Below are 11,720 nucleotides of genomic sequence, written 5' to 3'. Positions count from 1 at the left end.
TTATCAAAAAACGTATCGACGGTGAGGCAGTCGAGGCCTTGGCTGACGGCACCGTCAGCACCCAGGAGCTGCGTAAAATTCCCCTGCCTCCGCCGCCCATTATCAAAAAGCGCTTCGACAGCGTGGAGATGCAGCGCAGCCTGGCCAGCGAGCCCAAGGTGCTGGACCTGCCGCTGCTGACGGTGATGGTGGATTTCGACGACGTGGCCACCGAGAACGACTTTTCCGACCTTATCTGGGGCCAGGGCAAGTCACTGGCCAACTATTTCAACAGCATGTCCGGCGGCCAACTGCGGCTGGTGCCCGCTGCCGACAACGACGGCGACGGCATCGTCAAGGTTCACCTCAACCGCAACCACCCCAGCTGCGGCAGCGATTGCAGCTACGGCATCAACGGCGTGCTGGCCCAGGCCCTGGTCCAGGCCGACGACTACCTGGACTTCAGCCAGTACGACCTCAACGGTGACGGCACCCTGACCCCGGACGAACTGGCGGTGCAGTTCATCTTCGCCGGTAACGAGGCCGCCACCTCGGGCAACCCCAAGCAGTCCATCTGGGGCCATACCTGGACCATGCCCGCCGTCAACCTGGACGGCACCCGCTTGGAAAGCTACTCGGCCCTGGGTGAGAAACAGTGGGGCCACCGGGCCACCCTGGGCGTGCTGGCCCACCAGTTGGGGCACCTGTTGTTGGGCCTGCCCGATCTCTATCAGGACGATCCCGATCACGCCGGCGACATAGGCCAGTGGGGGTTGATGGGCACCGGCTCGTGGAACATGACGCCTCAAGATCACTTTATGGGGGACACCCCGGCCGCCCTCAGTGCCTGGTCCAAGTCCTACCTGGGGTTGCTGACCCCCAAAGCCCTGGTGGAAAGCGGCAACTACGACGTGGCCACCGGTGAAGTGCAGAAGATCTATCTGGACCCTTACCTGCGAGGCCAACAGCAAGGGGACTACCTGCTGCTGGACGTGCGCGACCGCAGCGGCTACGACAGCGCCCTGCCGGACCAGGGGCTGCTGGTCACCCAAGTCAGCCAGAGCGGCGCTGAGACGGTATCGACGGTGCAACTGCTGGCCGACGATGCGGTGCTGCCTGGCAGCCAGCAGCAGCGCAACCTGCGCCTGGCCACGGCCCAGGGCCTGCCGTCTGACGTGTACCTGTCCGCCATCAGCGATCCGGCCAGCCAGATGCGCTTTAGCTTGAATCTGGACGGCGGCCTAAAGGGCGCCCTGCTGGGCCACTACTACCAGGGTCAGCACCAGGAGGTCAGCGGTTCGTTGCAATGGCAGGGCCAGGCACCCCAGGCCACCAGCCGCCTGGAAGGCATCGATCTCTATGCCCCCAAGGCCGGCAGCTACAGCCTCAAGGTCCAGGGCGGCAGCGACAGCCGCGCCCTGAGCTGGCACCTGCAACCGGGTTGGCACCGGCTGATGCTGGACCAGCCCCTGTCGATCCGCGCCGGGTTTGACCTGCAACTGGCCGGCCCCGCCCTGGCGGTGGAACCGGGCACCCAGGCCCCGGCCGGGCAAGTGCTGGCTGGCCAGGGCGAGGCGGCCCAACTGAGCCTGCTGCTGGGCCAGGAAGCCCCCCAGACCACTGACAACCAGCAAAGCGACAGCCAAAGCGGCGCCGGTTTTGGGCGTTGGTTATTGCAGGTGCTGGGCGGCTGAAGACCGCATTTTTACTGACAAGGAGGCCTCTGGCCTCCTTTTTTGTGCGCCTTTTCCAACTTGGTCAATGGGCGATATCTCACAGAATTTAACATTGATCTGTTGTTTGTTTTTCGCTCATTTCGTAAACTTCGCAGCGTCGATTTCTTGTTCAAAACCACCTCGTCGTAGACGTTCTGGAGGGGTCATGTTCCTTGCACGTACGCTGCCTTGGGCGGTGCTAGCCACTTGCGCCCTGCTTTCAGGCCCTGCCGATGCATCAGCACCGGCACCCAGGCTTATTACCCTGTCTCAACCGGACGGGACCACCCTTCAGGCGCATCTGCGCGGGTCTGCTTTTTTCAGCTGGTATGAAGATGTCCAGGGCCATGCCCTGGTGCAGCAGCAGGGCCGCTGGGTCTACGCCCAACTGCAGGACGGCAAGCTGCTGCCCTCGCAAGTGTCCGCCAACGACGCCGCGCCGGCTTTTGCCGTTACCGGTTTCAAGGCGCCCCTGACCGAACAACAGCAGGCCCTGCAACAGCTGCCCCTTAGCCTCCAGGTTGAACGGGCCAACAGCCAAAGCCGCAGCCTGGCTGCCAGCGCCATCACCGGCCGCAGGGCCCTGCTCACCATACAGGTGGCCTTCGACGATGTGGCCAGCCAATACGACTTTGCCGGTACCCTCTTTGGCGGCGGCAAGAGCCTGGTCAACTACTACCAGGCCCAAAGCGGCGGCGCCCTGACCCTGGAGCCAGCCACCGAAAGCGAGGGGGCGGCCGACGGCATAGTCCATGTACAGCTGTCCCGTAACCATCCGGCCTGCGGTTCCGACTGCGACTACGGCATAGACGGCACCCTGGCCGCCGCCTTGGCCGCTGCCGACCCTTATGTGGATTTCAGCCGCTACGACAGCAACGGTGACGGCACCCTGGCCCCCAGCGAACTGGCGGTGCAGTTTATCTTTGCCGGTGAGGAAGGGGGCTATGGCGCCACCGGGCCTGCCATTTGGGCCCACCGCTGGGTGATGCCCACCCAGACCCTGGACGGCAAAGCCCTGCGCGACTACCTGGTGGTAGGGGAAAGGCACGGCGACCACGCCGCCACCATGGGGATCTTCGCCCATGAGCTGGGCCACCTGCTGCTGGGCCTGCCGGATCTGTATGTGGACGGCGCCCCGGCCGGCATAGGCCGTTGGGGCCTGATGGGCTCTGGCTCTTGGAACAAGGTCACCAGCGATACCTACCTGGGCCAGACCCCGTCGGATCTGAGCGCCTGGTCCAAGAGCACCGCTGGCCTGGCCAGCAGCGAGGTCGTGGACGGTGAAGGCAACCAGCAACTGGGCGGTGACGATATCCAACGGATCTTTATCGACCCCTACCTTCGCAGCCAACAGCTGGGTGAATCCTTGTACCTGGCCTACCGGGGCGGCGGCTACGACGACAGCCTGCCCAAGGCCGGCCTGCTGCTGAGCCAGGCCGACCCCAGGGTCACCGACAACAGCGATCTGGGCCGCCCGGTGCTGGCCATCATCCAGGCCGACGGCCGGGGTGATCTGGAAGCGGGCAACAACCACGGTGACAGCGGCGACATTTTCCCGGGCTACCGTGACGTGCGCCAGTACCAACCTGTAACCCGTGACGGCCAGCAAAGCCCGGTGCTGCTAAGCGCCATCAGCGATGCCGCCCTGCCCATGAGCTACAGCCTAATTGTGGCCAACGACAACCGTTCGGCGCTGCTGCAGCACAGCTACCAGGCCAGCCCAACCCCGGTTTCCGGCGGCCTGCGCTGGGGCTTTGAACTGAACAACCAAGTGCTGGACGGCATCGATTTCTACCTGCCCAACGCCGGCACTGTCACCCTGGCCCTGCACCAGTGGAGCGGCACCAGCCAGCCTGGCAGCCTGATCGCCGATCTGGGCAGCTTCAGCGGTGCCGCCGGTTGGCACCGCTGGCTGCTGGCCAGCCCCCAGGTCCTGGCCGGCAAGGCCATGCTGGTGGTGGCGTCCAATGCCGGCTTTGCCACCGAGCCCAAGGCCGCCAGCAACCAATACAGGCCCAACGGCCAGGCTCTTGGCCAGGCGGCGCAAATCAGCCTGCTGCTAAGCGCCAGCAGCCCGGTGGCCGAAGGCAGCCGCGACTACCAGTTCAGCACCCTGGAAGACCAGCCGCTGACCATCGATCTGGCCGCCCTCGGCTTGGCCGATGTGGACTTCGAACTCAGTTCCAACCAGGCCGGTACCCTGAGCCGCGAAGGGGATCTGCTGATCTACACCCCGGCCCAGAACTTCTTCGGCGAGGCCCGCTTCAGCTTGCCCAGCCAAGTGGCCGGTACCAACAGCAGCGGCGATCGCATCATAGTAACGGTGGAAGCGGTCAACGACGCCCCCACCCTGAGCGTGGCCGGCAGCACCAGCCTGAGTGGCGCCGCCACCCTCAACCTGGTGGCCCAGGGTCAGGACGTGGACGGCGACAGCCTGAGTTACCGCTGGCAGCAGACCTCAGGCCCGGCGCTCACCTTCAATGCCAGCAGCGCCACCTTGAATGTCAGCCTGGCCAACCCGGCCAGCACCCAAAGCTACGGCTTTACCGTGACGGTCACCGATCCCAGCGGCGCCAGCGTCAGCCGCAACCTGACCGTCAGCCAGAGCCCGGCCCCCAGCAACCCCGGCACCAGCAGCGATAGCAGCGGTGGCGGCGGCGGTGGTGGCAGCCTGGGCTGGCTGAGCCTGTTGGCCCTGGCCCTACTGCGACGCATTCGCCAATAAAAAAAGCGGCCCCGGGGGGCCGCTTTTTTACGCTTCAAACCAGGCTGTCCACCACGCCGCCATCTACCCGCAGCGCCGCCCCGGTGGTGGCCGAGGCCTGCTCTGAGCAGGTGTAGACGATAAGGTTGGCCACTTCTTCACAGCTGGCCAGGCGCCCGATGATGGAAGAAGGGCGCAGGACCTTTACAAAGTCGCGCCCCACCTCCTCGATGGACTTGCCGCTGTGGGCTACCTCCTCGGCCAACATGGCCTCGACCCCTTCACTGAGGGTGGGCCCCGGCAGCACCGCGTTGACGGTCACACCGCTTTCGCGCATCCGTTTGGCCAGGCCCCTGGACAGGGCCAGCACCGCCGTCTTGGTCATGCCGTAGTGGATCATGTCCTCGGGGATATTCAGGGCCGACTCCGACCCCAAAAACACCACCCGCCCCCAGCCCTTGGCGGCCATGGCCGGCAGGTAGGCACGGGACAGGCGCATACCGGACATGACGTTGACGTCGAAAAAGTGCTGCCACTGGCTGTCGGGGGTGTCAAAGAACTCCTGGGGGGCAAAGATGCCGGCGTTGTTGACCAGGATGTCGCAGGCCGGCACCGCCGCCACCAGTTTGTCGCAGCCCTCGGCGCTGGCCAAGTCGGCGGCAACCCCAAGCAGTTGGGCTCCGGGCACCGCCGCCCCTATGGCCGCCACCGCCTTGTCCACCTTGGCCTGGGTGCGGCCGTTGACCACCACCTTGGCGCCACAGGCCGCCAGCCCCTTGGCAGTGGCAAGGCCAATACCCAGGGTTGACCCCGTCACTATGGCCAGCTTGCCTTGCAGTTCAATCTTCATACTCCCTCCCTAAGTGTCTGTTATTCGGCGCCGATGCCCGGCCCCTTGGCTTAAGGCTGGCCGATTTGGCCCAGGGTGCAACTCAGGCTTTGGCCGGGGCCGCAGCCCGGCGCGCTTTGAGGCCAAAATGCACCGCCATCAACGCCAGCAACAGCATAGCCGCCATCTCCAGTGCCAAGGTCAGGCTGATGGCCGGCATATAGCCGCCGCCGGCCAGGCGCCAAGCAAAGACGCCGCCAAAGAGCGCCGGGCCCAGGCCCAGGGCAGACTGCTGTACAGTCGAGAGCATGGCGCTGGCGCTGCCGGCATCGGTCTTGGACACATCGGCCAGGCCAATACGGTAAAAGCAGCCGACGATAAGGGCCTGCCCTGCCCCTATCAGCAGGCTCGCCGGCACCAGGGCCAGGGCGCTCACCTCGGGCCAGGCCCTGGCCATACTGGCAATCAACAGCCCCAGCCCCGGGATCTGCAGGGCCAGGCCCAGCAGCAGGGTCAGCACCGGGCCCAGCCGGCCATTGACCCTGGCACTGTTCACGGCCACCACCGAGAACGCCAGGCCGAGGGCCAGAAAAGCAGTGCCGGACTGGGACGGGCTCATGCCAAGGCCCGCTTGCAGGGTCAAAGCCAGTACGAACATAAAGCCGCTCCAACTGGCAAAAAACAACAGCGCCAGCAGCAGGCCAAAACGCATGGACCCCAGGGCAAAGAGCCGGGGCGGCAGCAGCGGCCAGGGCTGGCGCTGCTCCACCCGCCACAGCCAAAGGCCAAGGGCCGAGGCCGCCAGGGGCATCAGCTGCGCCCAGCGCGGCCAGGCCAGCACTGGCCCCAAAGCGCTGGCCAGCAGCAGGCAGCAGAGGATAAGCCCCAAGAGCCCGGCGCCCTTGAGATCCAGGCCAGGGGCCTGATCGCTGCGGGTCTGGGGCACCCAGCGCGGCGCCGCCCAGAGGATGGCGGCGCAGATGGGCAGGTTGATAAGAAAGACGCTGCGCCAGCCCATGCCAGCCAGATCCCAGCTGACCAGCAGGCCGCCCAGTACCTGACCGATGATAAAGGCCAGGCCCCCCACCGACCCATAGGCGCCTATGGCCTTGGAATGGCTCTCCCCGTGCAGGCTGACATGCAAAGTAGCCAGGATCTGCGGTACCGCCAGGGCGGCGGCCAGGCCCTGCAAGACCCGGGCAACCAGCAACATGGGCACAGACGTGGCCAGGGCGCAGAACAAAGACGCCAGGCCAAACAGTGCCACGCCGAGGCTAAAGAGGCGGCGCCGGCCAAGGCGGTCCCCCAGGCGCCCGCCCAGGGCCAGGCTGACCGCAAAGGCGATGCCATAAACCGCCACCACCAGCTCCAGCTCGGTATGGCTGGCCCCCAGATCGGCGCTGATGGCGCCAAGGGCGACATTGATAATGGAAAAATCCACCAAAGGCAGCAATTGCCCGGCCAGCAGCACCAAGATACCGGGCCAGGCCAATTGCGGTTGGGAAGGGGCATTGCTCATGGTTTCACCTTGTCAGCAACAGCAAAGGCTGGCAGTCTGCTCCCCAGTTTAACCTGGTACCAGTGCTTGCTTATCCTGGTATAAAAACTACCTGTCGGAGCCCTGTCATGGACCATAACACCACCCCTAACGTCGAACTGGCCGCCTTCCTGCGTTCACGCCGTGAAAGCCTGGATCCCAAGCGCCTGGGCCTGCCCCAGGTGGGTCGGCGCCGTACCCCAGGGCTGCGCCGGGAAGAAGTGGCGCAACTGGCCGATGTCAGCGCCACCTGGTACACCTGGCTGGAACAGGGCCGCGCCGTCAAAGCGTCCAGCAAGGCACTGGAGGCGATCACCACCGCCCTGCAATGCACCGTTGCCGAGAAGCGCCATGTGTTCCGCCTGGCCGGCCAGCCCGAGCCCGTGGAGGCCAAGGTTCCCTGCCAGCAGGTGTCCCTGGCCAACCAAATACTGCTGGACCAGTTGGACCCCTTGCCGGCCCTGATGGTCAATGCCCGCCTGGATATCGTCGGCTTCAACAGGGCCTATTGCGACCTGACCCGGGTGGAGCTTGGGGACATTGCCCCGGCCGACCGCAACTGCATTTACCTGAGCCTTACCAATGCCAACTGGCGCCAGAGCATAGTGTCCAAAGAGCAGGTGCTGCCGAAGCTGGTGGCCTTCTTTCGAGCCAATATGGCCGGTGCCCCTGATACCCCAATCTGGCAGCAGTACCTGGCCAAGTTCAGGGCCGCTTCAGAGGAGTTTGAACAGCTCTGGCAGCGCCAGGACGTGGACTGCGTCACCAACCTGCAAAAGCGTTACTACCACCCGGCGGTAGGGGAAATGGAACTGCAACAGAGCAACTGGTGGTCGGCCCCCCGCAACGGCGACCGGCTGCTGGTCTGCGTACCGGTGAACGAACAAAGCCGAGCAGCCCTGGCACGGGTAACGGTCCGCCCTTAGCCCTGGCCACAGCGCCGGCCCCTTGTGCTACTGTCCCCCGGCCTAGCTGTCGCCAATTCAACACAAAACGTCACGAAAAGGAGTTCAAGCCCTTCCATGAGCAACCTCAGCAGTACCTGGTTCCAGGGCATCAAGAAAATCAAAACCGATAACGACTTTGTCCAGCAGCAGGCCAGCCTTGGCACCCTGCTGGACCAGGGGTTGCCGGTCGACAGCGAAGACCCCCAGGGCCGCACCGCCTTGCAGATGCTCTTTGCCAAACCCAGCCCCAGTGTACGGGCGGCCAACTGGCTGCTGGACAAGGGGGCCGACCCTGACCGGGTGACCGATCTGCGCCTTAGCATCAGCGACCTTTACCCGCAAACAGGGGACAGCGCCGAGCAACTGCAGGACAAGCAATACCGCGCCGCTCCCTACCTGGCGTTGATGGCGGCCCACGAGGCCCGTTATGGCGCCGAACAAGGGGTGGTAGACAGCCACTATTACCAGCAGATCTTCCAAAAGGCCCTGGCCACACGCCAGCGTATTGAGGCCCTCAAGGCCTGCTTTACTGACCTGCCCCTGGGCTATCGCCTTTGCACCACAGCCATCAAACACCCCTGGCAAAGCCACTGGGGCGGCCTGCCCTGGCTGCCAAGCAAAGCGCCGGCCCCGGCACTGGCCCCAGAGCTGCGGCTGCTGTGCCAACTGCACTTTGACGCCCTGGCCGGCCCCCATCCGCTGCCGTCCACCGGATTGCTGCAAGTGTTTGTCGACCCCGAGGCCTTGGAAGTGGCCGCCCAGGACCCCAGTGGCGACCCTCGCTGTCATCACCAGCCCCTCACTGTGCTCTATTGGCCCGAACTCCCCGCCAGCCCATCGGATTGGCAGCCCATGGCCCAATGGCAGCTGCGCGGGTCAGAGTGCCGCCTCAGCGATCTGCCGCCCGGCGAGCTCCAGGCCATCAGTTGGCAGCCGCGCCGCCAGTTGGACGGCCAGCACCTCGACGCCCAAATGGCCACCCTGCCCGCCCACTTGCGGCCGGACGCCAAGGCCTTGGACGACGAGTTGCAAAGCTACGATTTTGGCCTGCTGCCCCAGCTCGGCAGCCTGAGCCAGGAGTACTTACCCAAAGGCCACCTGCCGCTGCTGCATCTGCTGCACCAAAGCTATGGCCGCCTGCTGCTGAGCCTGCCGGCCCAGGCCCTGGCCGGCCAGCACAGCGACTGGCAAGGCCTGGTGCTGACCCGCTCTTACGACTAAACGCAGCCAACAAAAAGGGCGCCTCTATGGCGCCCTTTTTGTTGGCCGTTAACCCAGCCCAGCCCGGCGGGCGGCCACCTTGGCCAGGGCCGCCCAGTCCAGGTCGCCGTCCCCCTGGGCCATGGCGTCCAAGAAGTTGTCCTTCATGGTGCTGGCAAAGGGCATGGGCACCTGGCCGGCCTCCCCGGCTTCCAGGGCCAGGCGCACGTCTTTGAGCCCCAAAGACAGCTTGAAACCGGCCGGCTGGTAGCGCTGCTCGGCGATCATGGCCCCGTAGTTCTGGTAGGCCGGCGCCGCAAAGAGGGTGCTGGTCAGCATCTGGATAAAACCACTGCCGCTGCCGCCATGGGCCTGGACCAGGGCCGAGGCCTCCCCCATGGTTTCAATGGCGCTGGCCAGGCAGAAGTTGGCCGCCAATTTCACCACATTGGCCTGGGCCGGCTGGTCACCAAAGTGCCAGGTCTTCTGGCCCATGGCGTCCAGCAGCGGCGCCACCTTGGCCAGGTGCTCGCCCTGCCCGGCCGCCAGGATATTGAGCATGCCCGCCTCGGCCACATTGACCCGCCCCAGTACCGGCGCCGCCACATAGCCGATCCCCTGTTGCTGGTGACTGGCCGCCAGGGATTGCGCCAGGGCCAGGGAAATGGTGGCCATATTAAGGTGAATAGCCCCGGCCTTGAGGCTGGCCTGGGCGCCGCCGTCAACGACCACGCTCTGGACAGTAGCGTCGTCCGACAGCATGGACGCCAGCACGTCCACCTCGGCAAAGTCCCCTGGGCCCTTGGCCGCCTCGGCCCCCAATGCCACCAGGTCCTGCACCGGCGCCTGGCTGCGGTTCCAGACCTTAAGGCTGAACCCGGCCTTGATCAGGTTGGCGGCCATGGGTTTGCCCATGGTGCCCAGGCCAATAAATCCGACTTTCATGGCGTTATCTCCTGTCTTTACGTGCTGTCAGGGTAGCAGCTGCGGCCCTTGGTCCGGCTTTGGAAACAGTGCGTCTGAAAAGGCTGTTGGGCCAGAGGCCTGGCCCGGCTAAAATAGCCAAACGTTTTACCGCCCAGGACCGCCCGCATGACCGACCGCTTGACCCTTATCCGCCCCGACGACTGGCACCTTCACCTGCGTGACGGTGACGTGCTGGCCCATACCGTTCCTGCAACGGCCCGCCAGATGGGTCGCGCCATCATCATGCCCAACCTCAAGCCGCCGGTGATGGACGCCGCCCAGGCCCTGGCCTACCGCGACCGCATCCTGGCCCAGCGCCCGGCCGGCTCCCACTTCGAACCGCTGATGGTGCTGTATCTCACCGACAACACCACCCCGGCCATCATTGCCGAGGCCAAGGCCAGCGGCAAAGTGGTGGCGGTCAAGCTCTACCCGGCCGGCGCCACCACCAACTCCGACTCCGGGGTGACCGACCTTGGCAAGCTGGACGACGTCTGCGCGGCCCTGGCCGAAAATGACATGCCGCTGTTGGTACATGGGGAAGTGACCCACAACCACGTGGACATCTTCGACCGGGAGAAGGCCTTTTTGGACGATATCCTGGCACCGCTGGTAGCCCGTCACCCGACCCTCAAAGTGGTGGTGGAGCACATCACCACCAAGGACGCCGCCGAGTTCGTGCAAAGCCAGGGCCCCAACGTGGGCGCCACCATCACGGTGCAGCACCTGGCCTACAACCGTAACCACATGCTGGTGGGGGGCATTCGCCCGCACCTGTTCTGCCTGCCCATTCTCAAGCGCAATATCCACCAGCAGGCCCTGCAAGACGCGGTGGTGAGCGGCAACAACAAGTTCTTCCTGGGTACCGACTCGGCCCCCCACGCCAAGGGCGCCAAGGAAAATGCCTGCGGCTGCGCCGGTTGCTACACCGCCTATGCCGCCATCGAGCTCTATGCCGAGATTTTCGAAGACTTAGGGGTGCTGGACAAACTGGAAGCCTTCGCCAGCTTTAACGGCGCCGACTTCTACGGTCTGCCCCGTAACACCGACACCATCACCCTGGTTAAAGAACAATGGGTGGCCCCCACCGAGCTGCCCTTTGCAGGCGACGTGATAGTGCCGCTGCGCGCCGGCGAGAGCCTGCGCTGGAAGTACCTGGGCTAAGGCCGGGCATCAATAAAAAACGCGGGCCAAAGCCCGCGTTTTTTATTTCACCAACAGCTGTACCAGCGCCTTGGCGCTGTTGCGTAATTGCTCTGGGTCGTCATAGAGCCGCTCCATCACCACTATGCCCCGGGTGTGGGTAAGCAACAGCAATGCGGCGTCGGCAACCGGCAGGGCCAGCTCCTGTGGCGACTGCATAAGGCGCTCTGTGATGCAGGCCTTGAGGGTGTCCATCTGGGCACGCAGGGCTTCTTGAATGGCCGGGGTGGCGCTCTCACTGGTGGCGGTCTTGGTGGTCAGGCAGCCGCGCCGGTCGGTGCGGATAAGGTTGATGCTGAAATCAAACATCGCCGCCAGAGCGTCTTTGAGCTGCGGCTGGGCCAAGGCCTTTTTGATGCCCTGCATGTATTTGGCCAGGTAGCGGCGGTAGGCGGCGATAAAGAGCGCTTCCTTACCGCCGTAGGCGTTATAGAGCGAGCCGCGCTGCACACCGGTGGCCGCCGCCAGCTCCTGCATGGAGGTACCCACAAAGCCTTTTTTCCAGAACAAAGCCAGGGCATCTACCAGTACCTGCTCTTCGTCAAATTGCCGGACGCCCGCCATGGCCCCTCCTTATCGAATACCTGCATGGTGCTCATCGTTGGCTCATATGATCGCATCATTGACAGTCATGTCAATC

The 11,720-nt window shown here is 64.6% G+C and carries 9 protein-coding genes; 5 read left to right on the top strand and 4 right to left on the bottom strand.

The features are described from left to right. Both B3C1_RS19355 and B3C1_RS08895 read left to right on the top strand, forming a co-directional pair. On the top strand, window positions 1-1,673 hold a 1,673-nt coding region (locus B3C1_RS19355; protein WP_008484315.1), incomplete at its 5' end, for a M6 family metalloprotease domain-containing protein. 187 nt (window positions 1,674-1,860) lie between these two features. Further along, window positions 1,861-4,419, top strand: a complete 2,559-nt coding sequence (locus B3C1_RS08895) for a M6 family metalloprotease domain-containing protein (RefSeq protein WP_008484314.1) — start codon at window positions 1,861-1,863, stop codon at window positions 4,417-4,419. 34 nt (window positions 4,420-4,453) lie between these two features. On the opposite strand, the gene B3C1_RS08890 is transcribed toward B3C1_RS08895, so the two are convergent. Next, window positions 4,454-5,248: an SDR family NAD(P)-dependent oxidoreductase gene (locus B3C1_RS08890; RefSeq protein WP_008484313.1), complete on the bottom strand. Its 795-nt coding sequence runs from the start codon at window positions 5,246-5,248 to the stop codon at window positions 4,454-4,456. A gap of 82 nt (window positions 5,249-5,330) precedes the next feature. Then, window positions 5,331-6,746 (bottom strand): MFS transporter, encoded by a 1,416-nt coding sequence (locus B3C1_RS08885; RefSeq protein WP_008484312.1) that lies wholly within the window; start codon window positions 6,744-6,746, stop codon window positions 5,331-5,333. 107 nt (window positions 6,747-6,853) lie between these two features. Here B3C1_RS08885 and B3C1_RS08880 point away from each other — a divergent pair, with 107 nt between their 5' ends. Together B3C1_RS08880 and B3C1_RS08875 are read left to right on the top strand one after the other, a co-directional pair. Next, window positions 6,854-7,690, top strand: a complete 837-nt coding sequence (locus B3C1_RS08880) for a helix-turn-helix transcriptional regulator (RefSeq protein WP_008484311.1) — start codon at window positions 6,854-6,856, stop codon at window positions 7,688-7,690. 96 nt (window positions 7,691-7,786) lie between these two features. Then, window positions 7,787-8,932: a DUF1963 domain-containing protein gene (locus B3C1_RS08875; RefSeq protein ID WP_008484310.1), complete on the top strand. Its 1,146-nt coding sequence runs from the start codon at window positions 7,787-7,789 to the stop codon at window positions 8,930-8,932. A 48-nt stretch (window positions 8,933-8,980) separates the two neighbouring features. Here B3C1_RS08875 and B3C1_RS08870 read toward each other — a convergent pair whose 3' ends face one another. Continuing rightward, on the bottom strand, window positions 8,981-9,856 hold the full coding sequence (locus B3C1_RS08870) for an NAD(P)-dependent oxidoreductase (protein WP_008484309.1): 876 nt from the start codon (window positions 9,854-9,856) through the stop codon (window positions 8,981-8,983). 147 nt (window positions 9,857-10,003) lie between these two features. Here B3C1_RS08870 and pyrC point away from each other — a divergent pair, with 147 nt between their 5' ends. Then, complete coding sequence (pyrC, locus tag B3C1_RS08865) at window positions 10,004-11,041, top strand: dihydroorotase (RefSeq protein WP_008484307.1); 1,038 nt, start codon at window positions 10,004-10,006, stop codon at window positions 11,039-11,041. A 42-nt stretch (window positions 11,042-11,083) separates the two neighbouring features. On the opposite strand, the gene B3C1_RS08860 is transcribed toward pyrC, so the two are convergent. Further along, a complete protein-coding gene (locus B3C1_RS08860) occupies window positions 11,084-11,644 on the bottom strand; it encodes a TetR/AcrR family transcriptional regulator (protein WP_008484305.1) in 561 nt (186 codons plus the stop codon). Between the last annotated feature and the right edge of the window lie 76 nt (window positions 11,645-11,720).

Source organism: Gallaecimonas xiamenensis 3-C-1, from assembly GCF_000299915.1.
Taxonomy (GTDB): Bacteria; Pseudomonadota; Gammaproteobacteria; order Enterobacterales; family Gallaecimonadaceae; genus Gallaecimonas; species Gallaecimonas xiamenensis.
This window is presented reverse-complemented; position numbering and strand designations above follow the sequence as displayed.

Excerpts from the sequence above, each read along its gene's own strand:
- pyrC (WP_008484307.1), top strand. The coding sequence starts at position 10,004 with ATGACCGACCGCTTGACCCTTATCCGCCCCGACGACTGGCACCTTCAC.
- B3C1_RS08860 (WP_008484305.1), bottom strand. The coding sequence starts at position 11,644 with ATGGCGGGCGTCCGGCAATTTGACGAAGAGCAGGTACTGGTAGATGCC.
- B3C1_RS08885 (WP_008484312.1), bottom strand. The coding sequence starts at position 6,746 with ATGAGCAATGCCCCTTCCCAACCGCAATTGGCCTGGCCCGGTATCTTG.
- B3C1_RS08875 (WP_008484310.1), top strand. The coding sequence starts at position 7,787 with ATGAGCAACCTCAGCAGTACCTGGTTCCAGGGCATCAAGAAAATCAAA.
- B3C1_RS08870 (WP_008484309.1), bottom strand. The coding sequence starts at position 9,856 with ATGAAAGTCGGATTTATTGGCCTGGGCACCATGGGCAAACCCATGGCC.
- B3C1_RS08890 (WP_008484313.1), bottom strand. The coding sequence starts at position 5,248 with ATGAAGATTGAACTGCAAGGCAAGCTGGCCATAGTGACGGGGTCAACC.
- B3C1_RS08880 (WP_008484311.1), top strand. The coding sequence starts at position 6,854 with ATGGACCATAACACCACCCCTAACGTCGAACTGGCCGCCTTCCTGCGT.
- B3C1_RS08895 (WP_008484314.1), top strand. The coding sequence starts at position 1,861 with ATGTTCCTTGCACGTACGCTGCCTTGGGCGGTGCTAGCCACTTGCGCC.